Source organism: Streptomyces sp. NBC_01257 (assembly GCF_035917255.1).
Lineage (GTDB): Bacteria > Actinomycetota > Actinomycetes > Streptomycetales > Streptomycetaceae > Streptomyces.
Map to the genome: position 1 here is coordinate 5,794,516 of NZ_CP108472.1, position 24,942 is coordinate 5,819,457.

The window sequence follows — 24,942 nt, forward strand, 5'->3', positions numbered from 1 at the left end:
ACCCGATGACCCCCGACATACGGCTGGTGAGGGACCTCGTTGCCGAGATCCCCGCCTTCGAGGACCTCTACGCCACACACGTGTTCAACGAGGACGCGGTGCTGCCGCACGTCTTCTTCTGGGACGTCACCCAGGAGACGGTGCGGTCGTACCTCGGCCTGGATGGGGACGAGGGCGGGGACGAGGGCGGGGACGGGGACGAGGGCGGGGACGCGCTGGACTGGCGGAGCGTTCTGCGGTTCCTGGAGGAGCGCAGCTCCCGGGGCGTTCCCGAGATCGACGAGGTCGTGGTGACGTCGTTCCTGGCGTACCTGCCGTTCCCCGGGAAGCCCGGGCACGGCATCGTCCGCGAGCTGGGGCCCGTCATGGCGGCAAAGTTCGCGGCGATCCGGCCCGGCGGGCAGTGAAGCCGGTCATCATCGTCATCCACAGAAACGGTGCCGTCCCGTGGACCATGCCCACCTCGGCCACCGACAGCCGCCATGCGAAGGGGACACCGGCGGCACGCCGGCGGCGGGCCAGCGCCCACACCACGAGCGCCGCCAACGGCAGTGCGGCCAAGGTCATCAGCACCACACCGTTGAACGTGTCGAGGCAGCCGTGCCACCGCCCGGCCACGCACCTCGGCGCGGACATCATGAGCGGCCTCCGGATGACGAACAGACCACCCGCCAGGCCGAGGACCGCCAGGCCCAGGAGCATGATGCCGCGCGCGCGGCGGGGCGAGGTCGACAGGGCAGCGTGCGGGTCCATGGCCCCATTGCAGACGGCGGTCCGTTGCGGTGCCGTATGCGCTTTTCCATACGCTCGCGATACACGGGCGGACGGACGGACGGACGGACGGCGCACGGTGCTCCCCTTCCGCGCGGCAGACGGCGAAACGGGCCGCCCCCTGCCGGGAAGCGGCCCGTCCTGTGCGTCGCGGCGTTGTCCGCGGGTGCTCCGGTTACAGCAGGTTGTACGCCTGGAAGCCGTGGCCGATGTTGACCGGGCTGCCGAACACGGCCGCGGCGTTGCCCGTGCCCGAGTAGCGGAACAGATCGCCGTTCGTCTTGCGGGCGATCAGGTCCGTCTTGCCGTCGGAGTCGAGGTCGCCGACCGACAGGAGGCGGTCGTACGTGTTCCAGCCGCCGCCGACCTTCGTACGGGCCGCGAACGGCGCCTTGTAGTTGCCGGTGCCCTTGTAGAGCCACAGGACGCCGGACGTGTCGCGGGCGACGATGTCGGCCTTGCCGTCACCGGTCAGGTCGGCCTGGCCGGCGAGCTGCGTGTACTGGCCCCAGCCCCCGCCGATCCGGGTGCGCGAGGTGACCGTGCCGTCGGGGTAACCGAGGTAGCCCCAGAGCACGCCGGCCTTGTCCAGGCCGATCAGGTCGGCCTCCTTGGCCCCGCCGAGGTTCCCCGGGGAGAGGACCGTGGTGTAGATGTTCCAGCCCTTGCCGACCTGCTTGGTGTACACGTCGAGGTCGTCGCTCCAGGTGTAGTGGAGCGTTCCGTCCTTGCGGAGGTTCCAGGTGGCCTCGCTGTAGCCGTCCTTGTCGTTGTCGACATCGATGGCGGCGGCGGCGAACTCGTAGGTGACACCCACGTCGTACTGGGGCTCGAACCCGCCCTTGCGGTCCGCGAAGTACAGGTACAGATTGGCGGTCTTCTTGTGGACGGCCGTCATCGGGAAGGTGGGCGTCTCCACCAATTCGGCTGCGGCACGCAGTCCCTGCTTCGGGGCCTGCGGGGCGCCGTGCGCCGTCTCGGCCGCGGCACGCGCCCGGTCGGCACCGGCCGGGTCGCCCGAGGCGGACGCCGTACCTGCCGTGACGACCATCGCAGCCGTGACGGCGGTGGCGGCGAGCGCACCCCTGAGCGCACGGCGACGTCGGATATTGATCATGGAGAAATCCCCCCTGGGATGTACTCGACCTGCTCAACGGCACATGTCGTGTACCGCTGTTGACGGAAGCTTCTCACGCGCCTCTGACAGCGCTTGCTCGGGGCGGGTGTGCCGGGCGGGTGTGCTGGACGGATGTGCGCCGCGGAGGTACGCGGACGGACGCGAGCGGGGGAGCGGCCGACGCCCCGGCCGCGTTGACAGCTCGCCCGGTGCCTGTCTGTAATGGACGCGGTGTCGCGTGACGCCGGCCAAAGAGCAGTGGGCCGGCCGGCGGTCGGGCGAGCACCCCGTACGCAGGAGCCCGTCGTGAGTCCATACTCCGCGCTCTGCATCTGAGCCTTTGACGTAGCGCAGTTGTCGCACGTCTTCGCACGTCTTCGCACGTCCTCGTGCGTCCGTCCGTATGCGCGCGCGGCCGCCTCGCAGTCGCCGCGGCGGCCGCGCGCGCAGTCATCATCTTCCGGAGACAGACATCCGTATGCCCACATCTTCTGAACAAGCAGCCGGCGCAGCCGAAGCAGCCGCCACAGGCGGCATCGGCGATCGATCCCTCATCGAGGAGTTCCGCGCCAACCGGGGGAAGGTCGGTGGCCCCTTCGCCGGCCGGGACCTGCTCCTGCTGACGACCACCGCCGGGAGTGGAGATCGGCACGCAGGACTACCAGGCGCTCGCCGTCCCCGTCCGGGGTCCGCACGACGAGGAACTGCTCGCCGCGTCGCCCGCCCGCATCCCGCCGGCCGTCGTGCTGGAGCGCGCCGATCCCGAGGTGTGGGAGGGGCGGCCCCGCGAGATCAGGACCCTCGCCGACAAGGTGATGGAGGTCCACAACTGGCTGCGCGGCCAGTTGCGGCAGGTGAAGGCGGAGACCGACGCGCACTTCGCCGCCCGCGCCGCCCACCGGGGACCCGGCGAGCCGCCTGCCCCGGGGCTCGGGCTGCAGATCAGGCAGCGCTGTCTGGCGTTCTGCCAGGCGCTGGAGTTCCACCACACCAGTGAGGACGATCATCTGTTCCCCGGGATCGCGCGGTACCACCCGGATCTGGGCGAGACGTTCGACCGGCTTCGCGACGAACACCGCACCGTCGCCCGCATCCAGAACGACCTCGCGGTGCTGCTGGCGGGCATCGGCATCGCCGACCCGGAAGGGTTCCGCAGTGAACTCCACGCCATGTCGGCCGAGTTGAACGCTCACTTCGACTACGAGGAGGAGACGATCGTGCCGCTGCTCACCGATGTCCCCTGGCCGCCCGGGCCTCCGGCGGATCCTTCGTCCGCGGCTCCGGCCGCGCTTCCCGTCGACACCGACACCGACACCGACACCGACACCGACACCGACGTCGGCGTCGGCGCGGCCGACTAGGGCTCGGGACGGGCTTCGGGGCGGGATTCGGGGCGGGCTGAGGGGGCGGCCGGCTGGTGCGGCGCCGGGCCGCGGTGCCGCACCAGTGGCAGGTACACCTCGTCGACGATCTCCACGAGGACGTCGTCGGGCGCGGTCGGGACCCCGCGCGTCACGAACTCGTTGCGCAGCAGGACCATGGCCACCGTGGCGACCCGGGGGTGGAGGGCCTCCGGGGCCGCCTCGCCGCGGGCGACCGCGCGGCCCAGGACGGTCAGCCAGGGCGCGGTCCCGGCGTCGCCCGACTGGTCCTGCAACTGCCCGAGGAGCTCCGCCGCGCCGCCGGCGGCGGAGAGCAGTTCGCGCAGGATCGCGCCGAACGGGGAGCTCCAGTTGCGGTTCGCCAGGCGCAGCAACTCCAGGGTGTCGCCGCGCAGTGTGCCCGTGTCGGGCGGCTGGACCGTCGTGGCGAGCTGGCGGTACGCGGCGATGCCGAGGGCGAGGCGGTTGGGCCAGCGGCGGTAGAGGGCGTTCTTGTTGGTGCCGGCGCGGGCGGCGACCTTGTCCATGGTCAGCCCGGCGTACCCGGACGCGGTGAGCTCCTCCGCGGCGGCGCGCAGGATCGCCTCCTCCAGGACGGCTCCGCGCCGCCGGGTCTGGCCGGTGCCCGGCTGCCCCTTCGCGTCCTCTGCCATGCGAACGTCCCTCCGTCGGTACTGCCCGTACCTTCCCATTCTGCTGTCCGGCCCCGGTGAGCGAAACTTAAGGTACGGTCCGTACCGTAAGTGTTCCCGACGAGTGGAGGCGGCGCATGCGCGCCAGAGGTATCAGCTACGACACCGGCTTCGTCAGGGACGGGGCCACCTCCCGCAGGCATTTCGACCCGGACACGGTCCGGCGCGAGCTGCGCATCATCCGTGACGACCTGCACTGCAACGCGGTCCGCGTGATGGGCGGCGATCCGGACCGGGTGGAGTTCGCCGCCTCGTACGCCGCCGAGCTCGGCCTGGAGGTCTGGTTCTCGCCCTATCCGCTGGAGCTGACCACCGACGAGATGCTGGCACTCTTCGCCGACTGCGCCGAGCGGGCGGAGCGGATACGGCTGCGGGGCGCCGACGTCGTGTTCGTCACCGGCGCCGAACTGAGCCTGATGAACAAGGGCTTCCTGCCCGGCGACAGCACGCAGGACCGGGTCGGCCTGCTGAGCCGGCCGGACCGCCTGCGCGCGGTCCTCGGTGAGCTCGGCGTGCGCGTCAACGACTTCCTCCGCGAGGCCGCGGAGGTCGTCCGCGCGCGGTTCGGCGGCCGGGTGACATACGCGGCCGTACCGCTCGAAGGCGTCGACTGGACCCCCTTCGACCTCGTGTCCCTCGACCTCTACCGCTCGGCCGAGGTCGCCGACCGGTTCGCCGACGGCGTGCGCGATCTGGTCGCGCAGGGGAAGCCGGTGGCCGTCACCGAGTTCGGCTCCGCCTGCTACCTCGGCGCGGGCGACCGGGGCGCACGCGGTCTGGAGGTCGTCGAGTACGACGCGGCCGGAGGGCCCCTCCGGCTGGACGGGGCCCACGAGCGCGACGAGGCCGGCCAGGCCGCGTATCTGCGCGAACTGCTGGACGCCTTCGAGGCCGGCGGCATCGACAGTGCCTTCGTCTTCACCTTCGCCCTGTACGACCACGTGCACCGCCCCGACGGCGACCCCCGCGACGATCTGGACCGGGCGAGCTACGGCATCGTCAAGGTCCTGGAGAACCGCGAGGGCACCACCTACCCCGGACTGCCCTGGGAGCCCAAGGCCGCGTTCGCCGCCGTCGCCGGCCACTACCGGAGGCGATGAGGCGGTCCGGCCGCGCCGGACAGGCCCTAAGGGCTGTCCCGCAATTCCTGGCGGGCGCGCGACGACAGCTACGGCACCTCGCCGCGTTGTCGGAATGCCTGAATACATCCAGTATTCAGGCATCCCTCCGCCTTGCGATGCACCGCGTCTGACGCCGCGCGCTGATCCACCAGGAATTGCGGGACAGCCCTTAGCCGAACCGCTCCACCGGGGTGCGCACCCCGGCCCGGAAGTCGGTCAGCGCGGCCCCGATGTCGCGCGCCGAGCCGAAGAACAGCACCGAACGGTCGGCCGCCACCAGGATGCTCCCGCCGCCCCGCACCCGGTGCACGACAGCCACCGCATCGTCCTCGGGCAGCAGCACATGACCGAGATCGGCGTCCGGAGCGGTGCGCCGGTACAACGCCTCACCGAACGCGATGAGCCCCCGCTGTTCCGGCGACGGACCCGCCGGTCCTCCCGCGCCGCCCTCGCTCATCCCGGCAGCCCGTCCTCGCCGTGGGCCGCCGACAGCTCGGCGATCAGGTCCTCGTCACGCATCCCCGGCAGGGCGTAGCCCTCCGCCTCGTCCCACGGGACGTCGAGATCGTCCATGTGCACCCGCCACTCCGCATCCGGCAGTGCCCGGCGCAGCTCCGTCACGGAATCCAGCACATGGGCGATCACCGGCATCAGCCGACCCGGATCGAACGGCATCTTGGTGGACCCGGCGAGGATCTCCTGCGCCGTGCCCGCGTCCCGCTCGTACACGTACAGGCTTTCCTCGTCGTCGTAGGGGAACGACGCCGTGCGCGCGGCGACGACGCGTGCGACGGACGCGGACTCGGCATCGGTCAGCGGTGCCGGCCGGTGCGCGTTGTAGTAGAGAGAGACGCTCATACGGGGAGCGTACGGCGGGGGTCCGACAGTGGCGCCGGGCTCCCGGCGCCACTGTCGGGGACGGGGAGTACGCCATGCGGGCGTCAGCTGCGCCCGCCATCCGGAGGAACCGGGTGTACCGGACGTGAACCGGAGCAGAAGAGGAAGGGCAGCACACGGCGTCCCCCTCCGCCTCCCGCGGCTTCTCCGCGGGAGACACCCGACCGTGCCGAGCCCCTACAGCCCCTCTACCTCCCCGGAGCCTCATCCGTGTTCAGCAGAATCAGCGGTATCGCCGCCGGGCCACCGCCCCGCACGGACGGCTGCCCCGAGACGGGCCGCCCGGGGACCGGCACCCCGGCCGAGGGCCCCGGCCGGGGACGGAAGTGGCCCCTCGCACTGAGGCGGACACCCGTCTCCCTGTGGAACGACGACCTGTCGGACTGGGCCGCGGCCCTCACCTACTACGCCATCCTCGCGCTGCTCCCCGCGCTCCTGGTGACGGTGTCCGTCATCGGGCTGGCCAATCCGCGCGCCACGGACGCGCTCATCTCCGACATCACCGCCTTCGCCCCGGCGGAGTCCGGTGCCGCGCTGCGACAGCCGCTGGAGGCCGCCACCCAGCAGCGCACCGCGGTCTGGCTGCTCGTCGCGACCGGGACCGTCAGCGCGGTCTGGTCCGCCTCCAGCTATCTGGCCGTCTTCCGGCGGGCGCTGCACGCGATGCACGGGGTGCCGGACAACCGGCCCGCCCTGCGCAAGGCGCACATCATCGTCGTCTCCGCGATCGGGCTGCTGCTGCTCCTGATGACCAGCGCGTTCGCGCTCGTCCTCTCGGGGCCGCTGGCCCGCTGGCTCGGACACCGGATGGGGCTCGCGCATCTGGGGGACGCGGTGTGGGCGGTCCTGAAGTGGCCCGTGCTCCTCTGCCTGGTCGCGTGCCTGATCATGGTCCTCTTCCGGACCGGACCGGCGTCCGCGCGCGGCACCCGGAGGGCCCTGCCGGGCGGGGTGCTGGCGGCGCTGCTGTGGCTGGTGGCCTCGGCGGGATTCGCGCTGTACGCGACGTACATCGGCTCGTACAGCAGGCTGTACGGGTCACTGGCCGGGCTGGTGGTGTTCCTGATCTGGGTGTGGTTCACCAACCTGGCGCTGCTGACCGGCGCCCAGTTCAACGTCGAGCTGAACCGGGCGCGGCGCGGTGTTCCGGACGGTGCCGTACCCACGTCCCGGGGCCAGGACCGGGGCCAGGACCGGGGCCAGGACCGGGGTCAGGAAGCGGATCAGGACCGAAGTCAGGCCCCCGGGGGCGTCTAGTCGCCCGTCGTGCCGTCGACGATCTCGCGGATGATGTCGATGTGGCCGTTGTGCCGGGCGGTCTCCTCGATGAGGTGGTGCACGATCCAGCGCAGATCGGGGTGCCGGCCGTCCCTGCGCGGGTTCTTGGCCGGGGTGTCCAGATCATGGGCCGCGACGAGCTCCCGGTAGCGGGCGCTCTGCGCCTCGTACTCCGACAGCACGTCGGCGAGCGGCATGTCGACCGCGATGCGCATCTCGCGGTCGGGGTCCTCGTCCGTCCACGGGCCCTTGTCCTCCCCGCCGAGGAACTGGACCTCGAACCAGAAGTACTCCACCCAGCGGAGATGGTTGACGAGACCCGCGAGGGTCATCAGGGGAGAACCGGGCAGCGGCGCCTTGACCGCGTCCTCCTGCGAGAGCCCCTCGCACTTGGCCAGCGCGGTGGCGCGGGTGTAGTCGAGGAAGGTGGTCAGCTGGGTGCGCTCGTCCCAGGCGTCAGGTGAATCGGTGCGTGTCATCGCCGTACACGATCGCCGGTGGCAGGGCCCCTGTCCATCGTTTAAAGGCCGTCCGCCGTGTCGGGCCGCCCGGGGTGCCGCGGCCCGAGGAACACGACGACGTCCGACCCCGTTGACGGGCCGAGCGCCTGGCGCCAGCCGAGCCGCCGGTACAGACGCACCGCGGGCTCGGCCCGGACCGAGGTGAGCAGCCAGCAACGGCCCTCCGGTGCCCGGGCGGTGACGGATTCCAGCAGCTCCGCCGCGAGACCGCTCCCGCGGGCGCCGGGGCTGAGCGCGAGCTCGTCCACTTCGAGCGCGCCGACGAGCCAGTCCGCGGTCCGCCCGGCGCCCAGCGCGGCGGCGACGCGCGCGTAGCCGCGGTCGGCGGGAAAGGGCGCGGGCGTGGTCCAGGCGGTCACGAACCCCACCACAGCGCCACCGCCCCCGTCCCCGCTCCCATCCCCGTCCCCGTCCCTGCTCAGCGCCAGCGCGGCCACGAAGCCGGGGCGCGCGGCGTCCCGGGCCAGCCGTTCCGCATAGCCGTCGGCCATGGCCGGGTCCTCGTGCCACGGCGGGCCGGCGAAGGCCTCGGCGTAGGTGCGCCGCACACCGTCCGCACGCGCCAACAGCGCCTCGCCGGAAACCGGTTGGACCCATGCCGTCATGCCGGAACCCCTCGTCTGCCTTCGCATGCACCGATGCTACGGCTCACCGGCCTCCGCTTTCCCGCCCATTGGGGTCCGCCCGTGGGTCCGTGGGCCCACGCACCGGCGCACATCGCTCATTACGCTCGTGATGACCGACCGTGAGCCGCCCCGCCCCGTGATGCCGCCGACAGGCGACCGGGTCGGTGCACTCGCGTGCACAAGGTTCTTCACGCTCTACCTGACCAGCAGGGCGGTCACCTCTCATCCCGGCATGCGCCCGGGTGACTTCGGGGTGCCCAGACTTTTCTTCATGAGGTGACGTGTCGATGAGTGACGGATTCTTCTACTCGTACCACCTGGGCTGGAACCGCCCCGATGCGGAGTCGCTGCTCGGCGACCTGGAGGCGGCGGGGGTGCGCCCCGATCACCCGGTCACCCGGCGCATCACGCTGACCGGCTCCGGACCCCAGTACGCCGCACCCCACCCCGCCGGGAACACGGGCCGGTCCCGCGTCGCCCAGCACACCGAGACCCAGTCCTGGGTGACACGGGACCAGCTCGTGCTCCTGGCCGGCCTGCAACGCCTGGACCAGGTCGACTTCCTGCTCTGGCTCGGCAGCGGCGCGGAGGTCCCCGCCCGGGTCCGGCGGACCGACGACGGCACGGTCGCACTGCGCTTCCTGCTCGGCGGCCTGAGCCGGGACGAGCGGGAGACGGTCGTCCGCGCGGTGCGGGAGGCGATCGGGCGGGCGTCGGTGCTCTGTGTCGGCTTCGTCGTCGACCGCGAGGGCGCGTCGGCGGCGACCGACTGGAGGGGGTTCATCGAGCAGGGGACGGTGTACTTCGACCACTGGCCGGACACCCTCGCCGTCCGGCCCGAAATAGCCTCCGTACAGCCGCAGTTGTCCGGGGTGAGCTCCTTCGAGCAGTCGCCCTGGGTGGTCTACGGGAGCGACGTGCCCAACCGGTAGCCGACGCGCACGGCCGGCAGGGACGTGAGCCCCTGCCGGCCGTGCCGGGCGCCCGGACGGCGCCCCGGACAACGATGTCTCAGCCGCCGACCCCGGTGCCGGCCAGCACCGCGACGACACCGGCGGCCACGCTGATGCCCCCGAGATAGTCCGTGGCCCCGGCGCCGCCGTCCCGCCAGAAGTACGGTGCGGCCTGCACGGGCTCCGGGTCGGTGTCCTCCATCAGCCGGTCGACGGACAGGCCGACCGCAGCCCCCGTCGCCAGGGTGACGACGGGCATCAGGAAGCCCTCCATGCCGGAGACGTCCCACAGCACCGCGTACCCGTAGCCGAGTGCGGCGAGCGGGGCGCCCAGGGCGGCCGACAGGTACAGCAGGCGCGAGTCGCGCTGCTCCTCGGGGAGGACGCGGGCGGCGGCCAGCACGGCCAGCACGGTGGTGAACACGGCCGGCACGTGCTGCAGCCCGAGCCGCCAGGTGAACACGTCGAGGCGTTCGTCGGTGGCCAGCATGTCGACGAGCCCGCGGGAGATCACGTACCCGGCGATGATGTGCACGACGGCGCCGGTGACCCAGCTGCGGGCCAGCGCGAACACCGCGGCGCCTCTTCCGCCGGAGCCGCCCGCTCTGGTCCGGCCGGGACCGTGCCCCGGGGGCCGGTGCCCCGCGCTTCCGTTCTCCCAGCCGCTGCCACCGTTCACGGTTCTCCCTCTCCGACGCCTGTACCGCTGTCTGTTCCCGCACTGCCGAATCCGGGTGTGGCGAGAGCGTACGGCGGTAAAAGGGCTGTGACCTGGGCCCTTGGCCCCAAGTTCGGGCCCAGGCCACCGGAACGCCCGCCCGGTGGGCGGTATTTGGGTCCGAGGGCCCAAGACGCCCGGCGGCGACGGTCGTTACGGTCTGCCTATGGCATCCATGGGGGATTTGCGTCGTCGGGTTCGCGGGGTGCGTCGCAGTGCGCGGCGTGCCGTGCCGCGCACGGGTGTGCGGCTGCCGTGGGCGGCGCGGGGGCGGCGTGACCGGGGCCAGGGTGCGCTGGAGTACGTGGGCCTGACCCTGGTGGTCGTGGCCATCGTGGGTGCGCTGCTGGCCACGGGCGTGGGGCCGGACCTGGCGAAGAAGTTCGGTGTCGAGGTCTGCAAGGTCACCGGGGGCGGCGACTGCGGTGGCGCCGGCTCACAGGCGCAGGACGGCGGGACGAACGCCGCCGGCGACGGCGACCCGGCCTCGGACAAGAACCCCGACGGCTCGGACAAGTCCCCCGCGCAGATCGACTACGACAAGGCCCTGAAGGACCTTCAGGACGCGCAGAAGGACGAGAAGTCCAACAGCGACAAGGCGATCGAAGCCGCCAAGGAACTCGCCAAGATCCTCGCCGACGAACTCGGCATCACCGACGCCCTGGACTGCATCACCAAGGGCGACATGGGTGCCTGCACCGAGACCCTCATCAACATCCTGCTCAGCCTGATCGGCGGCGCGGTCGGGAAACTCGCCGCGAAGTACGGGGCCCCTTGGAAGTGGAAGAAGGCCTACAAGCTCATCCAGGCCCTCAAGAAGCACGGCGGGGACCTCTACGACGGCCTGAAGGGGCTCATCAAGAGCCGGAAGAAGGTCAAGGACGCCGAGAAGGCCCTCGAGGACGCCGGAAAGAAACTCGACGACGCCAAGAAGCCCAAGAAGGACGACAAACCCGACGAGAAGAAGCCGACCACCTGCCCGGCGAAGCACAGCTTCCTGGCGGGAACCCCGGTCCTCCTCGCCGACGGCCGCACCGTGTCCATCGAGGCCGTACGCCCAGGTGACCTGGTGACCGCCACCGACCCGCTGACCGGCCGGACCGCGGCCCGCCGGGTCGAGCGCACCATCACCACGTACGACGACAAGCACTTCACCCGGCTGACCGTACGGACCGGCGGGGCATCGGCCGGGCTGACCGCCACGGACACCCACCCGTTCTGGCTGACCGGCGAGGACCGCTGGACGGACGCGGGCGACATCGGCCGCGGCGACACCCTGCGCACGGACACCGGCTCCACGCTGACCGTCACCGGAGTCACCCGCTACACACAGCGCAGGACGACGTACGACCTCACGGTCGCAGGCGTGCACACCTACTACGTGGGCATCGGCTCCGCGACCGCACTCGTCCACAACAACGACTGCGACATGTCGCCCGAAGAGGTCGACGCCGCCAACAAGCCCGGCGTGGGCGAAGGCGACCCGAAGAAGTTCAAGGACCACTTCCAGCGTCACAAGAAGCTGATCGAGGACGCGCTGGGCACCAAGTACAAGAAGCTCAAGGAGGACGGCCCGCAGTTCCGCACGGACATCGCCAACGCGATCAAGGACGGTACGTTCAAGCTGGTCGGCAAGGGCACGCTGAAGAAGGGCGAGCCCGAGGGACTGATCTATCGTGGCAAGGGCGTCACGGTCGTCCTCAAGGAGAACGGTGACTTCTGGACCGCGCTGAAGAGCGGCGAGGGCATGGACACCGGCATCCAGATCACCAAGAAGGTGCCGGTCAAGTAGCCGGCCGGAGCGGGGAGCGGACATGAGCGGTTGGCAGACGGCCGAGAAGGCATTGCGCGACCACGCCGTCCGCGACGTCCTCCTCCCGGGATACCTGGACCGGGACGACGACGTACCCGAGTTCCGCCCGCAGCCCCTCGTCGTCTGGCTCCGGCTGGACGAGGGGCTGCTGAGGTTCGAGTCGGTGGGCCAGTTCGACCGGCTGTCCACCTCGGTGGTGGACGGCATCGACTGGAGCGGCATCGACCTGTTCACGGACGCCGAGGACGAGGTCATCGTCGCGAGCTGCGGCGAACAGCACTTCGGCGACGGCCGCGACAGGCTGCACTGCACCCGGCTGCGCGTCTACCGCGCACCGGGCGCCGGCCCGGACGTCTGCACCTGCCTGGCCCTCGACTTCGAGGGCGGGACCACGCTGTTCCTCGACCCCACCTGGACGTTCGGCATCAGAGCCGGCAACGCGGCGGACGAACAGCGCTGGCTGGAGCTGTACGACGAGGCGGGAGCAGCCCTCGCCGCCGACGTGGTCCTGCGCGGGGAATGAGAGCCGGCCGTCAGGGCAGCTTGGCGGCCTGCGCGGCGACGAGTCCGGCCGGCAGCTCCGGGGTCTTCGCCGTCACGAAGTCGGCCACATAGAAGGTCACCACGGTCGACCCGGTCCGCACCAGCTGGAAGACCAGCGGCACCTTGTCGCCCTCGATGCTCCCGGTCACCTGGTAGGCGATGCTCTCCTGCCCGGCCGGCGGCAGCGGAAGCTGCTTGACCTCGGTGTACGTGGACGGGCCGTCCTCGCTCGACGTGCGGAACCCGCCCGCGCAGGCCCGCACCGCGTCCCGCACCCCGCGCATCAGCTGCTGCGCGGAGTCCTCGGCGTGCGAGGTGAGGATCTCGGTGACGACCGTCTGGTCGTCCCGGCCCTCCTCCGACTTGTCCATGACGGTACGGAAGACGGTGGCGGCAGGGGCGGGCTCGGGCGCGCCGTTGATCACGGCCACGAGGGGCCGGCAGTCCTTGTTCTCGGACCGCTCCGTACCCGTCTCGTCGCCGCCCTGCATGGGCGTGACCTCGTACGCCGCCACCTCACCGGTGGTCAGCGCGACCCGGGCAAGCCCGGCCTTGTCGAGGACCTCGCCGCTGCTGGTGGGGGTCGAGGTGGGAGAGGGGGCGGCGGACTTGCTCGCGGCCGGCTTCGAGGGCGTGCCCGCGGCCTTGCCGCCGTCCGGCTCGGACTTCTTCCCGTCCGGCCCGCAGGCGACCGCCGCCAGACAGAGCACTGCTGTGGTGGCCGCCATGACTGCCGTACGTGCCTTCTTCACTGACCGCTCCCGCCGATGCCGTTCCCGCAGGGACTCTGCACGGTAACAACCCGGACCCGCAGGTTGCTTGGGCCCACGGGCCCAAGTCACGGCGGTCCCGACCCGAGGAGCGTCCAGGCACCGTACGCCGCCGACGCCACGGCGAGCACGGCGACGACGGCCACCGTACGGGCCGTGGAACGCACCCCGGCCAGCGCGACGGCGGGCGGCAGCAGCAACGGGAAGGCCGGCATCATCAGCCGGGGCCGTGACCCGAAGTACCCGGAGCCGATCAGCGAGATGACGACGATGGCGATCCCGTACACGAGCACGGGCAGCGGCTGGCGCTGCCGCACGCACAACGACACCAGCCAGCCCAGCGCGGCCAGCGCCGCGCACAGCCCGAGCATGCCGGGCAGCGGCAGGCCGACGATGAACGACGCGAGCGCCGCGCCGCCGTCGATGCTGTTGCCCCACTGCGCCTGGACGTCGAAGTAGGCGAACGCGCTGCCCTCGCGCACCGCGACGAACACCACGTACCCGAGCCAGCCGAGCGGCGCGATGGCCACCCCGAGCAGCATGCGGCCGTTGCGGCCGACGATGCCGTCGGTGGCACCCGCCCGGTACTCCCGTACGAGGGTGACGGCAGCGGTGATCGCGAGCGCGGCGATCAGCGCGGCGGCGGAGGGCCGGGTCAGCCCGGCGAGCACGCACAGCGCGCCAGCCACGATCCACCGCCGGGTCAGCACGGCGTACAGCGACCAGGCGGCGAGCGCGGTGAACAGGGTTTCGGTGTACGCCATCGACTGGACGAACGCCGTCGGGTACACGCCCCACAGCGCGGCCAGCAGCACCCCCGCCCGGTTCCCGTACAACCGCGCCCCGACCGCGAAGATCCCCCAGGCGGCCATCAGCCCGGCCACCCACGCGACCAGCAGCCCGGCGCCGGCGAGGCCGAACGGTGTCACCGCCGCGATGCCGCGCTCCAGCGCGGGCAGCAGCGGGAAGAAGGCGAGATCGGAGTGGACGCCCCCGTCCGGGAGCGCGACCGAGTACCCGTACCCGTTCTCGGCGACCCGCTGGTACCAGACGGAGTCCCAGCGCTCCGAGAGCAGATGCAGCGCGTCCTTCCCGTCCGCCGAAGCGGCGACCCAGAACACGACGAGCCCGACGACCCGCACCGCGGCGTACGCACCGAGCGCGGGGGTGACCTGGGAGGAGGGGGCGGGGGGCATAAGACCGATTATGTCTGCCGCGGCTTGGTCGCCCCGGTCCGGGTGGCGGGGTTCCGTCCTCAATCGCCGGACGGGCTTGGTGTGTGCGGGTGCTCCGCGACCCGGGGGCGCCTGCCCGGTGGGTGGGGGTCCGGGGCCCCTCCGGGGCGTCTCCTCAAACGACGAACGTTTCCAGTCCCACGCGAACGAACCCCGGTATCCGTTCGTCGTCCTGCGGGGACTCCCCTGCACGGCCCCGGACCCGGCCGCCTTGCGTCTGCGGCGTTCGTACCGTCGGCGTTCAGACGCATGGCGGGCCGGGTGGGGGCGTGCAGGGGGGTCCCCGCAGAAAAATGGCGTACTACCCGGCCCCCGCAACGTCTCCGGTTGCCACGCCAGTTTTTGAGGAGACGCCCCGGAGGGCCCCCACCCCCACCCACCGGACAGAGGCGAACCTCGCGGGGGACCCGCACCCAAGCCCGTCCGGCGATTGAGGACGGAACCCCGCACCACAGAACCCCGCACCCCTTCAGCCGGGCTGCGTGATCCGCACCTGCGTACCGGGCCGCAGCCCCCACCCCGCCATCGCACCGGCCTCCGACTCGATCACATGCCGGGCCCGCAGCCGGGGCAGCCCCAGCCGGCCGGGCTTCATCGTGTGGACTGCCACGACGTTGAACTTCCGGTCGAGGTAGGCCACATCGATCGTGAACCGCATCCGGAAGGAGTGCACGCTTCCGCACGGCGTGATCATCAGGGCCCCGTCGACACCGTCCTGACCGAGCAGCCCCCGGGTCCGGTGCCGGTACGAGGCCGCTATCCGCAGCGGCACCTCGGTCTCCCGCTCCCCGTCCCGGTCCGTGATCGTCAGCGTGCCTGTTCCATTGCGCCATCGAGCCATGGCCAAGACGGTAGCGCCAGGTGACGGCCTCTGGGCCCGTATCGGCCGGGAGTGGGCCCCAGGGCCCATGACCCGTGCTCACGGGCCGCCTAGGGTCGATGCCGTGTACGCCATGCTGATAGGGGTCGCCGCCCTCTGGGGTGCCGCGACCGGACTGCTGGTCCCGCGCGCCGCCTACCGGTTCTCCGTCGAACCGGACGACGCATGGCGGGACACCTGCCCCGCCGGCCACGCCCTCACCGGGCGCGGCCGCGGCTGGGTGGGCTCCACGCGCTGCGCGACCTGCGCCGAGGTGGGCGCGGCCGTCTCCGTGCGCACCACGGCCGGGCCGGAGGACGAGCCCGTCGAGGAGCCGTCCGCCGACGGGTCCGGGGGTGCCTCCGGTGCCGTGTACGCCCCGCATCTCCTCGCTCCCGTCGTCACCGCCCTCGGCTGTGCCGCGCTCGCCGGGACGACCGGGACGCGCCCCGAGCTCGTCGTGTGGCTGCTGCTGGCCCCCGTCGCGGTGCTTCTCGCGGCGATCGACCGGCGCGTCCACCGGCTGCCCGACCGGCTGACGCTGCCGGCCGCGGCGGCGGCCGCCGGTCTCCTCGGGATCGCGGCGCTGCTGCCGGAGCACGGCGGTGCCTGGCTGTCCGCGCTGTTCGGCGGTGCCGCTCTCGGTGTCTTCTACTTCGTGCTGTTCCTCATCAACCCGAACGGGATGGGCTTCGGGGACGTGAAGCTCGCCCTGTCGCTGGGGGTCACGCTCGGCTGGTACGGCTGGCCGGTCGTCTTCGTCGGCGGGTTCGCCGGGTTCCTGTTCGGTGCGGTGTACGGGCTGGGGCTGGTGGCGTTGCGGCGGGCGGGGCGCAAGACGGGCATCCCGTTCGGCCCGTTCATGATCGCGGGCGCGCTGCTGGGCATTCTGTTCGGCGGCCTGGCCGTCTGAGCCGTACGGCCGCTCCCGGGCCGGGGGCACCGTATTGCGGTCGCGCCCGGAGGGGCCCGGCTGCGACCATCCCCGTATGAGCGATACCCCCGATGACGTGCAGGCGGCCGCGGCGGAGCGTGCCCGCTTCGAGGCCCTGGTCGCCGAGGCGGACTCCGTGTCCGTGGCCGGCTGGGACTTCTCCTGGCTGGACGGCCGGGCCACCGAGGAGCGGCCCTCCTGGGGTTACGCCCGTGCCATGGCGGAGCGCCTGGGCCGGGCGAGTGCGGCGCTCGACGTCCAGACCGGGGGCGGTGAGGTGCTCGCGTCCGCGCCGGAGCTGCCGCCGCTGACCGTCGCCACCGAGGGCTGGCCGCCGAACGTGGCCCGCGCCACCGCCCTGCTGCATCCGCGCGGTGCCGTGGTGGTCGCCGACGAGGACAAGCCGCCGCTGCCGTTCGGTGACGCGGCGTTCGACCTGGTGGTCAGCCGCCATCCGGTGACCACATGGTGGGACGAGATCGCCCGGGTCCTGGCCCCCGGCGGTACGTACTTCTCGCAGCAGGTCGGCCCGGCCAGTGTCTTCGAACTCGTCGAGTACTTCCTCGGCCCGCAGCCCCCGGAGGTGCGCGCCGCACGCGATCCGGAACAGGCACGTGCCGCTGCCGAGGCGGCGGGGCTCGACGTCGTCGACCTGCGGTTCGAGCGGCTGCGTACCGAGTTCTTCGACATCGGAGCGGTCGTCTACTTCCTGCGGAAGGTGATCTGGATGGTGCCCGGCTTCACCGTCGGGCAGTACCGGGAGCAACTTGCGGCGCTGCACCACCGGATCGAGACAGAAGGCCCGTTCGTCGCCCACACCACCCGTTTTCTGATCGAGGCCCGCAAACCGGGGTGAGGGTGAACCCCCTTCCCGCGCCCGAAGGATGGCACTCTGGACGCTGAGCGCACGGGGAAGGAGCAGGCCATGAGGGTCGGCAACGACGAGGAAGCGGCCCGCGGCCCGCGACAGGGGAACTCCGAATGGCTCAGGGGCGCCAGGGTCGTCGGCGTCCTCGGCATCTTCTACCGGCCCGAGGGGCGCATGGGGGAACCGGAGGCGGTCGCCTTCCTGCTGGCCGACGGTCAGTCGGTGGTCCTGACGTGCGCGTCCGACGGCACCTTGCACGTCGGGGCGGGCACCTGGCCGCAGCTGCCCGACTGGTGCGTGCCCGCCGCCCAGTGGGAGTTCGCCGCGATGGCGCGGCTGCCGCAGCCGCCCGACGGCGGCTGGACGGTGCAGTGCACCGAGGAGCGCAGGGACGAGCGCGGCGAGGTGCACGAGGCCGTCATCCGCTGCGAGGGCGGCCGCTTCGTGGTGACGGGCGGCGACACCGTGGGCATCCGTTTCACCCGGGGGCACCGGGGCGCGGCCGCGGCCACCTGACGGCGCGCGGCCCGGGCCGGTCCCGGGATCTGTCCGGGCGGCCGAGGCGGACCGGGACGCCGGGGGAGCAGAGGACGCTGACGGGGGCGCCGCACGGGGCGGGCAGTCCCGCCGCCTCGATGAGGTTCTCCTCGCAGGCGAGGAGTTCGGCGCGGTGCAGGGGCCAGCGCGGGTGGTCGTTGGGCAGATAGGCCGTCGAGCCGAGGAACGTGTTGTGCAGCCCCCAGCGGGCGGTGAGGAAGTACTCCAACTCGGTCGGTGACTCGATGCGTTCGCCGGTGCGTACGGTGAGGCGGCTGCGCGCCCCGCGCGGGCCGGGCATCCGGCGCGAGCTGGTGTAGGTGACGGTGTCGCCGGTGGCGTCGACGCTCATCCGGGACCATGCGTACGGCAGGCCGAAGCCGACCCGGCCCAGAGCCACGGGGATCAGCCGCGACGCGTCCATCGACCGGAAGACGACTCCGCGCCGTCCCCGGGCGTCGACGGAGTACAGGCGGACGTTGGTCTCGGGGAACGATCCGAGGTAGGGCACGCCCGGCAGTCCGAGCCATCCGACGCGGTGCATGCGGAAGGCCACCAGTCCGACGTACGTGACCCCGTCGACGGTGTCGGGAACGGTCCCTTCGGGCAGCAGCCCGGCCACCGTCTCCGGGGCGGCGGCCCAGTGCACGAAGCAGAGATCGAGCCACTGCTGGGTGAGCAGCGGGCGGCGAAGGTCACCTGGGGCGTCGGGGGTGATGGGCGCGGGCATCGTCACGGACCAAGGGTGGCACGGCCGCCCTACACCGCGAGAGCCCCGCGCGCAGCCAAGGCGATGCCCCGAACGCCGCCCCCCCCCGGCCGCGCGCGAGCCCTATGCGTGGCCCCCCACCGTCACCTTCCCCACCGTCAGTTCCGGCTTCCCCTCCAGTACCTCGCCCACCCGTGCCACCTGCTGCTCCAGCTCCTGGAGCTGCCCGGCGGTCATCGGCGCGAGAGGTTCCACCGTCACCGCGATCCGCCGGCCCGAGCGGCGCTGGTGCCACACCCCGGCCACGGTGCCGTCGATCAGCAGCACCGGGAAGTTCCCCGCCTGGCCGCCCGCCAGCGCGCGGGTGTACGCGGCGCCGGGGAAGAGCTTCTCGCGGGGCTGGGAGGCGATGACGAAGGCGTCGAAGTAGGGGAGGAGCCGCACCCCGTGCACCGGCCGTGCGGGGAAGGCGGTGTCACCGGTCGTTACCCAGGCCGTGCCGCCGTCCTCGTCCGTCACCTCCTCGATGGTGCCGTCCGCCGCCAGATGGGCGAACAGGCCGGCGGCCCAGCGGGGGGACACCGCCAGCCAGCGGGCGAAGTGCTGCGCGGTGGCGGGGCCGTAGGCGTACAGATAGCGGCGGACGAGCGCGGTGAGCGCGGCCGGTCCGTCGAGCGGGGTGACGTCCGGCCGGGTGTAGGTGACCTTGCGGCCGCGGTCCTGGCCGAAGGAGAGGAGCCCGCGGTGGGACGCCAGGTGTGTCACCTGCCGCCAGCGCGGCCACAGCGTCTGGAAGGCGGGTACCACCGGCTCGCCGGCCCAGGCCCCGGCGCGGGCGACGACCGCGTCGGTGAGCTCGTCGACGGTCAGCTCCGCACCGGTCAGCGCCTCTCCGATCGCGGCGAGCACCTCCTCGGTCTGCTCCGGCGTCATCCGTACGCCTTCCGGGTGGGCGCTGCGGCCCACCGGCAGGGCGGACAACGCGCCCGTCCACAGATCGAGTTCGGCCGCTGACACCAGATGGACCGTGCCGCGCGGCCCGAAGGTCTTGACCAGGGTGCGGTCCGTCCACAGCGCCTTGCGCACGTCGGCGCGGGTCAGCTCGCGGCTCCGCAGCCCCACGGAGAGCTCGGCGGCGGACAGGACCTGGGCGTGCGCGGCGGGCATCGACTCGACGATGCCGGCCGGGGCTGCGGCGAGCGGGACGGCCAGGCCCTGGCGCTCCATCCGGCGGGTGTTCGCTCCGGACCGGGCCGCGGTCGGGGTGCGTCTCGTCATGCTGCGCAAGCTACCGGCCCATCAGGTCAGTTGTTGTCCCATATCCGGCCCTCTGCGGCTCCCGCGGACGCCGGTGTCCGGGCCCGCGGGCGGCCGCCGGTGACCGGAATGTGCACATCCTGTGTACGTCCTGAGGGCCGTTCGGGCGTCAAGGCGGCGCCGGAGGGCGTCCGTGCAGCTCCAGGCCCTGTGGAGGGCCGGATTCCGTGCCCGCAGCGGAGTCCCGCACATTCGGAGAGTAATTATTTCGTGGCGTGGCACGCAGCATCACTTACGAAGGGTTATGGTGGAAACCCCCCCTCGGGCCGGTCCGTAACCCCCCCCCACGGACCGGCCCGTTTTTTTGTGCCCCGGTACTGCCGGGTCCGTACCGCGACCGCGGACGTGAGCCCCGGGCAGTCCGTTCAGGCCCGTCCGGCCCAGATGTTGGTGCCCGCGGTGTCCACGGCGAAGGTGTCGATCTCCTTCAACTCCGCGTCCGACAGCGTCGGCCCTGCCAGCGCCGCCACGTTCTCCTCCAGCTGCTTCACGCTCGACGCGCCGATCAGAGCCGACGTCATACGGCTGTCCCGCAGCACCCAGTTGAGGGCCAGCTGGGCGAGCGACTGGCCGCGGCGCTGCGCGATGTCGTTCAGCCCGTTCAGCCGGCGGACCACCTCGTCGGAGAGCAGGTCCGGGTTCAGGGACTTGCCCTGCGTGGCGCGCGAACCCTCCGGGATGCCCTTCAGGTACTTGCCGGTCAGCAGGCCCTGCGCGAGCGGCACGAAGGAGATGCAGCCCATGCCGGCCGCCTCCAGGGTGTCCAGCAGCCCGTCGCTCTCGGTCCAGCGGTTGATCATCGAGTAGGACGGCTGGTGGATCAGGGCCGGCACGCCCATCTCCTTCAGCAGCCGGGCCGCCTCGGCGGTCTGTGCGGAGTTGTACGAGGACACCCCCACGTACAGCGCCTTGCCCTGCCGGACGGCGGAGGCCAGCGCCCCCATCGTCTCCTCCAGCGGAGTGCCCGGGTCGAAGCGGTGCGAGTAGAAGATGTCGACGTAGTCGAGCCCCATCCGCTTCAGCGAGGCGTCGAGCGACGACAGGAGGTACTTGCGCGAACCCCACTCGCCGTACGGCCCGGGGTGCATGTCGTACCCCGCCTTGGTGGAGACGATCAGCTCGTCGCGGTACGGCGCGAAGTCCTGGCGGAAGAGCTTCCCGAAGTTGAGCTCGGCGGAGCCGGGCGGCGGGCCGTAGTTGTTGGCCAGGTCGAAGTGGGTCACGCCGAGGTCGAAGGCGCGGCGCAGGATGGCGCGCTGCGCGTCGAGGGAGCGGTCGTCGCCGAAGTTGTGCCAGAGGCCGAGCGAGACGGCCGGGAGCTTGAGGCCGCTGCGGCCGGTGCGGCGGTACTCCATGGAGTCGTAGCGCGAGGCGGCGGCACCGTAGGGGAAGGCGGAGGAAGAGGAATCAGTCACGTTTCCCTCCTTATCACGGACTTGTGACAGGGCGGGTTGGGCCGGTGCGGCGCCTGCGCAGTAATGTGGCCCCTTCGGGACTGCCAAGGCACGGCGGGGCGATCGCCCCCTTCCGGTGCGGCGATCCCCAGGGGGACGACCCCGGACCCCGGGCATAGGGGCGGGCGGGCCCGCACGGAACCGAGAGGTGGACTCAGTGAACTTGCGCGACCTGGTGTACGGGCTCTACGCACGCCGGGTGGAGGCCCGCCTCGATCACGCCCAGGTGCCCAAGCACATCGGTGTCATCCTCGACGGGAACCGGCGCTGGGCGAAGGCGTCCGGCGGCACCGCCGCGCAGGGGCACCAGGCCGGTGCGGACAAGATCAAGGAGCTCCTCGGCTGGTGCAGTGAGACCGATGTCGAGGTCGTCACCCTGTGGATGCTGTCCACGGACAACTTCGACCGGCCCGAGTCCGAGCTCATCCCGCTGCTCGGCATCATCGAGAACACCGTGCGCGACCTGGTGGCGGACGGCCGCTGGCGGGTCCACCACGTCGGCACCCTCGATCTGCTGCCCGCGCACACCCAGACGGTCCTCAAGGAGGCCGAACAGGCGACGGTCGGGGTCGACGGGATACTGGTCAACGTCGCCGTCGGCTACGGGGGCCGCCAGGAGATCGCGGACGCGGTGCGCTCCCTGCTCCTCGACCACTCCGCCAAGGGCACCTCCTTCGAGGACCTGGCGGAGATCGTCTCCACCGACCTGATCTCCGAGCACCTCTACACCCGCGGGCAGCCCGACCCGGACCTGGTGATCCGGACCAGCGGCGAGCAGCGTCTGTCGGGCTTCATGCTCTGGCAGAGCGCGCATTCGGAGTACTACTTCTGCGAGGTCTTCTGGCCGGCGTTCCGCCGCGTGGACTTCCTGCGGGCGCTGCGCGACTACGCGGCCCGCCACCGCCGCTACGGAGGCTGATTCCGCAGGGTTCTCCGGCCCCGGCGGTGTTCCCGGCCGGTCCGGCATCCCGGTCCCGTCCGCCGTCCGGGGACGGAACCCCCAGGTGGTGCGCCCTCACCCACGGTCACGGGCCACCGCTCCCCGCTCACCCCACCGGCCCCGGTCGGCATGGCTTGGCTTGTTCGAGGGCATATCCCTGACAGGTCGACGTCCGGTCACCAACCAGGCGGACGTCGTGTCCAAGTGAGCGGCATGGAGTCCGCTCGCCCGGGAGGCCCTTTGCACACGAAGGACCGTACATACAGTGCGTCCGACGCGGAGGGCCGGCGCTCGGCCCGCGCAAGGTGGCCGCAGCCCGGTCCGTCCTCTCCCATTGGGATGCTCCGCGACGCCGTCGCACCCCAACCTCGTCCGAGGGGGTACGTCCTTCCGTGGTGACCAGCACAAAGCGCCGCATGCCCGACAGGCGCACCTATGTTCTCGACACCAGCGTCCTGCTGGCCGATCCGAACGCCATGGCCCGCTTCGACGAGCACGAAGTCGTGCTCCCGATCGTCGTGGTCACGGAACTGGAGGCCAAACGGCACCATCCGGAGCTCGGGTACTTCGCCCGGCAGGCCCTGCGCCTGCTGGACGACTTCCGGGTCCGGTACGGCCGGCTGGATGCCCCGATCCCCCTCGGGGATCTGGGCGGGACGCTGCGCGTCGAACTCAACCACTCCGATCCCGGCGTCCTTCCCGCCGGCTACCGGTTGGGGGACAACGACTCACGGATTCTCGCGGTCGCACGCAATCTCCAGGCCGAGGGGTACGACGTCACGGTCGTCTCCAAGGACCTGCCGCTGCGCATCAAGGCCTCGTCGGTCGGACTCCTGGCCGAGGAGTACCGGGCGGAACTCGCCATCACCGACTCCGGCTGGACGGGGATGTCCGAACTTCCCCTCTCGGCCGAACAGGTGGATCTGCTCTTCACCGAGGAGACGCTGTACGTCCCCGAGGCCGCGGACCTGCCCGTGCACACGGGCCTGGTCCTCCAGTCCGAACGGGGCAAGGCGCTCGGCCGGGTGACGCCCGAGGGCAATGTCCGTCTGGTCCGCGGCGACCGGGAGGCCTTCGGCATCCACGGCCGCAGCGCCGAGCAGCGCATCGCCCTGGACCTCCTCCTGGACCAGGAGGTCGGCATCGTGTCGCTGGGCGGCCGGGCCGGCACCGGAAAGTCGGCGCTGGCGCTCTGCGCGGGCCTCGAAGCCGTGCTGGAGCGAGGCCAGCACAAGAAGGTGATGGTCTTCCGTCCGCTGTACGCGGTCGGCGGGCAGGAGCTCGGCTATCTCCCCGGCAGCGAGGCCGAGAAGATGAGCCCCTGGGCCCAGGCCGTCTTCGACACCCTCTCGGCCGTCTCCGGCCGTGAGGTGATCGAGGAGGTGCTGGGGCGCGGCATGCTGGAGATCCTGCCGCTCACCCACATCAGGGGCCGCTCCCTGCACGACGCCTTCGTGATCGTCGACGAGGCCCAGTCGCTCGAACGGAACGTCCTGCTGACCGTGTTGTCCAGGATCGGGTCGAATTCCCGGGTGGTGCTCACTCATGACGTGGCCCAGCGGGACAACCTCAGGGTCGGCCGGTACGACGGTGTGGTCGCCGTGGTCGAGAAGCTGAAGGGGCACCCGCTCTTCGCGCATGTGACGCTCACGCGTTCGGAGCGTTCCCGTATCGCCGCACTGGTGACCGAAATGCTGGAGGAAGGCCAGATCTGATACGGCTTGGGAGAGTTGATGCCGCCCGGCGAGCGAAGGAGCTTAGCCGGGCGGCATCGTGTTGCGGCACCATTTCCGTAATTCATGTGCTCCAAACGAGGTGTGAGCTTTCACACGCAACGGAGAATTGCTTCCACGTGTCCCGTTCCGGCAGAGTCTTGCTTCCGTCAGGCCCCGCATACGGCACACCGGCACCTCCAGAGGTGCCACGCACCACACAACTCAACAACCGCCGTCCGTATGCCGCCCGCGAGCACCACGCGGCGCTCCCCCCGGGGAGTGCCCACCGGGCCCGTGCCTCCCGTGACCCAAGCAGTAGGGAGGCCAGTGTCCAGGGGCACGATTGCGCCCGCGAGGTCACCTAAGCGGGCGATGCTGGAAGGACACCGTGTGAGCCGGATCTCGGTCCGGGGGTTCGCCGTGGCATCTGCCACAGCCGTAACCACCGTAGGCGCCGTCGTGGGCGTTGCATCGGGCAGCACTCCCGCTGCCGACGACAACAACTTCGAGGCGACCGCAGCCGACACCACGCTGCTCGCAGACATCCCCGCGGGCCAGCAGGCCCAGGTGCAGACCGCATCGCTGACCCAGCAGGCCGACGCCCAGGCGTCCGCGGCCGACGAGGCAGCGAAGAAGTCCGCCGAGGAATCAGCCCGTGTGCAGGCCGCCAAGGACGCCAAGTCCAAGAAGGCGGCGGCCGAGGACAGGCTGGAGAAGGAGCGCAAGGAGAAGGCGGAGCGCGCCGAGCGCGCCAGCCGCTCCGAGGTCCGCAGCGCTTCCGCGTTCGCGACGCAGGGCTCGTACAGCGTGGCCGAAGTCCAGGCGATGGCTCGTCAGATGATTCCCGGCGACCAGTTCCAGTGCTTCAGCAACATCGTGAACCACGAGTCGAGCTGGAACTACCGCGCGAGCAACGCCTCCTCCGGTGCCTACGGCCTCGTCCAGGCGCTGCCCGGCTCGAAGATGGCGTCCGCCGGTGCCGACTGGCAGACCAACCCGGCCACGCAGATCAAGTGGGGCCTCAACTACATGGACAGCCGTTACGGCAGCCCGTGCGGTGCCTGGTCCTTCTGGCAGGCCAACCACTGGTACTAGAACCTTCCGAGGTTCAGGCCTCAACCTCGCGAAGCCCCTCGCCGTCCTACGGTGGGGGGCTTCGCGCGTGTACGGTC

Annotated in this window: 26 protein-coding genes and 1 pseudogene; 13 read left to right on the plus strand and 14 right to left on the minus strand. The window is 71.6% G+C overall.

From position 1 onward, the window contains the following. The first annotated feature begins 5 nt into the window (after window positions 1–5). Window positions 6–407, plus strand: coding sequence for a hypothetical protein (locus OG408_RS25300; protein WP_326672103.1), 402 nt, complete (start codon window positions 6–8; stop codon window positions 405–407). Here OG408_RS25300 and OG408_RS25305 read toward each other — a convergent pair. After that, window positions 364–753 carry a hypothetical protein gene (locus OG408_RS25305; RefSeq protein ID WP_326672104.1) on the minus strand — a complete coding sequence of 130 codons (390 nt, stop codon included), beginning with the start codon at window positions 751–753 and terminating at the stop codon, window positions 364–366. The two genes, OG408_RS25300 and OG408_RS25305, sit on opposite strands and share 44 nt — an antisense overlap. Before the next feature lie 193 nt (window positions 754–946). Continuing rightward, window positions 947–1,888, minus strand: coding sequence for an FG-GAP repeat domain-containing protein (locus tag OG408_RS25310; protein ID WP_326672105.1), 942 nt, complete (start codon window positions 1,886–1,888; stop codon window positions 947–949). A gap of 478 nt (window positions 1,889–2,366) precedes the next feature. On the opposite strand from OG408_RS25310, the pseudogene OG408_RS25315 reads away from it, so the two are divergent. After that, window positions 2,367–3,249: pseudogene (locus OG408_RS25315) on the plus strand (hemerythrin domain-containing protein). Here the strand turns inward: OG408_RS25315 and OG408_RS25320 are convergent. Next, complete coding sequence (locus OG408_RS25320; RefSeq protein WP_326672106.1) at window positions 3,246–3,923, minus strand: TetR/AcrR family transcriptional regulator; 678 nt, start codon at window positions 3,921–3,923, stop codon at window positions 3,246–3,248. The pseudogene OG408_RS25315 and the gene OG408_RS25320 overlap by 4 nt on opposite strands. 116 nt (window positions 3,924–4,039) lie before the next feature. Here OG408_RS25320 and OG408_RS25325 point away from each other — a divergent pair, with 116 nt between their 5' ends. Then, on the plus strand, window positions 4,040–5,062 hold the full coding sequence (locus OG408_RS25325) for a hypothetical protein (protein WP_326672108.1): 1,023 nt from the start codon (window positions 4,040–4,042) through the stop codon (window positions 5,060–5,062). A 190-nt stretch (window positions 5,063–5,252) separates the two neighbouring features. Here OG408_RS25325 and OG408_RS25330 read toward each other — a convergent pair whose 3' ends face one another. Both OG408_RS25330 and OG408_RS25335 read right to left on the minus strand, forming a co-directional pair. Beyond that, window positions 5,253–5,540: a hypothetical protein gene (locus OG408_RS25330; RefSeq protein ID WP_266782211.1), complete on the minus strand. Its 288-nt coding sequence runs from the start codon at window positions 5,538–5,540 to the stop codon at window positions 5,253–5,255. Next, window positions 5,537–5,941, minus strand: coding sequence for a hypothetical protein (locus OG408_RS25335; protein WP_266782213.1), 405 nt, complete (start codon window positions 5,939–5,941; stop codon window positions 5,537–5,539). The genes OG408_RS25330 and OG408_RS25335 overlap by 4 nt, the downstream gene beginning before the upstream one ends. A gap of 249 nt (window positions 5,942–6,190) precedes the next feature. Here OG408_RS25335 and OG408_RS25340 point away from each other — a divergent pair, with 249 nt between their 5' ends. Further along, on the plus strand, window positions 6,191–7,237 hold the full coding sequence (locus OG408_RS25340) for a YihY/virulence factor BrkB family protein (protein ID WP_326672110.1): 1,047 nt from the start codon (window positions 6,191–6,193) through the stop codon (window positions 7,235–7,237). Here OG408_RS25340 and OG408_RS25345 read toward each other — a convergent pair. After that, window positions 7,234–7,737 (minus strand): DinB family protein, encoded by a 504-nt coding sequence (locus OG408_RS25345; RefSeq protein ID WP_266782217.1) that lies wholly within the window; start codon window positions 7,735–7,737, stop codon window positions 7,234–7,236. The genes OG408_RS25340 and OG408_RS25345 overlap by 4 nt on opposite strands. Before the next feature lie 41 nt (window positions 7,738–7,778). Next, window positions 7,779–8,384 (minus strand): GNAT family N-acetyltransferase, encoded by a 606-nt coding sequence (locus OG408_RS25350; RefSeq protein ID WP_326672112.1) that lies wholly within the window; start codon window positions 8,382–8,384, stop codon window positions 7,779–7,781. Between the two features lie 308 nt (window positions 8,385–8,692). Between OG408_RS25350 and OG408_RS25355 the strand changes: the two genes are divergently transcribed. Continuing rightward, a complete protein-coding gene (locus OG408_RS25355) occupies window positions 8,693–9,337 on the plus strand; it encodes a hypothetical protein (RefSeq protein WP_326672114.1) in 645 nt (214 codons plus the stop codon). A 79-nt stretch (window positions 9,338–9,416) separates the two neighbouring features. Here OG408_RS25355 and OG408_RS25360 read toward each other — a convergent pair whose 3' ends face one another. Then, window positions 9,417–10,037: a hypothetical protein gene (locus tag OG408_RS25360; RefSeq protein WP_285564701.1), complete on the minus strand. Its 621-nt coding sequence runs from the start codon at window positions 10,035–10,037 to the stop codon at window positions 9,417–9,419. A 244-nt stretch (window positions 10,038–10,281) separates the two neighbouring features. On the opposite strand from OG408_RS25360, the gene OG408_RS25365 reads away from it, so the two are divergent. Both OG408_RS25365 and OG408_RS25370 read left to right on the plus strand, forming a co-directional pair. After that, window positions 10,282–11,868, plus strand: coding sequence for a polymorphic toxin-type HINT domain-containing protein (locus tag OG408_RS25365; RefSeq protein WP_326672116.1), 1,587 nt, complete (start codon window positions 10,282–10,284; stop codon window positions 11,866–11,868). 22 nt (window positions 11,869–11,890) lie between these two features. Beyond that, a complete protein-coding gene (locus tag OG408_RS25370) occupies window positions 11,891–12,412 on the plus strand; it encodes a hypothetical protein (protein WP_326672119.1) in 522 nt (173 codons plus the stop codon). Window positions 12,413–12,422: 10 nt separating this feature from the next. Here OG408_RS25370 and OG408_RS25375 read toward each other — a convergent pair whose 3' ends face one another. From OG408_RS25375 to OG408_RS25385, 3 genes are all read right to left on the minus strand, one after another. Next, window positions 12,423–13,184 (minus strand): hypothetical protein, encoded by a 762-nt coding sequence (locus tag OG408_RS25375; protein ID WP_326672120.1) that lies wholly within the window; start codon window positions 13,182–13,184, stop codon window positions 12,423–12,425. A gap of 86 nt (window positions 13,185–13,270) precedes the next feature. Then, on the minus strand, window positions 13,271–14,398 hold the full coding sequence (locus tag OG408_RS25380) for a hypothetical protein (RefSeq protein ID WP_326672121.1): 1,128 nt from the start codon (window positions 14,396–14,398) through the stop codon (window positions 13,271–13,273). Window positions 14,399–14,906: 508 nt separating this feature from the next. Continuing rightward, entirely contained in the window at window positions 14,907–15,278 is a 372-nt protein-coding gene (locus OG408_RS25385) for a DUF192 domain-containing protein (protein ID WP_326672123.1), read from the minus strand. A gap of 103 nt (window positions 15,279–15,381) precedes the next feature. Here OG408_RS25385 and OG408_RS25390 point away from each other — a divergent pair, with 103 nt between their 5' ends. The 3 genes from OG408_RS25390 (at window position 15,382) to OG408_RS25400 (ending at window position 17,614) form a co-directional block, all read left to right on the plus strand. Next, window positions 15,382–16,209 (plus strand): prepilin peptidase, encoded by an 828-nt coding sequence (locus tag OG408_RS25390; protein ID WP_326672125.1) that lies wholly within the window; start codon window positions 15,382–15,384, stop codon window positions 16,207–16,209. A gap of 76 nt (window positions 16,210–16,285) precedes the next feature. Beyond that, window positions 16,286–17,086, plus strand: a complete 801-nt coding sequence (locus OG408_RS25395; RefSeq protein ID WP_326672127.1) for a class I SAM-dependent methyltransferase — start codon at window positions 16,286–16,288, stop codon at window positions 17,084–17,086. A gap of 69 nt (window positions 17,087–17,155) precedes the next feature. Continuing rightward, window positions 17,156–17,614 (plus strand): hypothetical protein, encoded by a 459-nt coding sequence (locus OG408_RS25400; protein ID WP_266782238.1) that lies wholly within the window; start codon window positions 17,156–17,158, stop codon window positions 17,612–17,614. Here OG408_RS25400 and OG408_RS25405 read toward each other — a convergent pair. From OG408_RS25405 to mgrA, 3 genes are all read right to left on the minus strand, one after another. Further along, the gene (locus OG408_RS25405) at window positions 17,577–18,365 is read right to left on the minus strand and encodes a YqjF family protein (protein WP_442806144.1); all 789 of its coding nucleotides are present in this window, start codon (window positions 18,363–18,365) and stop codon (window positions 17,577–17,579) included. The genes OG408_RS25400 and OG408_RS25405 overlap by 38 nt on opposite strands. A 102-nt stretch (window positions 18,366–18,467) precedes the next feature. Beyond that, window positions 18,468–19,622 carry a winged helix DNA-binding domain-containing protein gene (locus OG408_RS25410; RefSeq protein WP_326672131.1) on the minus strand — a complete coding sequence of 385 codons (1,155 nt, stop codon included), beginning with the start codon at window positions 19,620–19,622 and terminating at the stop codon, window positions 18,468–18,470. 404 nt (window positions 19,623–20,026) lie between these two features. Beyond that, the gene (gene mgrA / locus OG408_RS25415; RefSeq protein WP_326672133.1) at window positions 20,027–21,076 is read right to left on the minus strand and encodes an L-glyceraldehyde 3-phosphate reductase; all 1,050 of its coding nucleotides are present in this window, start codon (window positions 21,074–21,076) and stop codon (window positions 20,027–20,029) included. Between the two features lie 196 nt (window positions 21,077–21,272). Here mgrA and OG408_RS25420 point away from each other — a divergent pair, with 196 nt between their 5' ends. From OG408_RS25420 to OG408_RS25430, 3 genes are all read left to right on the plus strand, one after another. Next, entirely contained in the window at window positions 21,273–22,034 is a 762-nt protein-coding gene (locus tag OG408_RS25420; protein WP_266782246.1) for an isoprenyl transferase, read from the plus strand. A 413-nt stretch (window positions 22,035–22,447) separates the two neighbouring features. Next, window positions 22,448–23,770 (plus strand): PhoH family protein, encoded by a 1,323-nt coding sequence (locus OG408_RS25425; protein WP_285572180.1) that lies wholly within the window; start codon window positions 22,448–22,450, stop codon window positions 23,768–23,770. 390 nt (window positions 23,771–24,160) lie between these two features. After that, window positions 24,161–24,865: a transglycosylase SLT domain-containing protein gene (locus OG408_RS25430; protein WP_266782250.1), complete on the plus strand. Its 705-nt coding sequence runs from the start codon at window positions 24,161–24,163 to the stop codon at window positions 24,863–24,865. The last annotated feature ends 77 nt before the right edge of the window (window positions 24,866–24,942 follow it).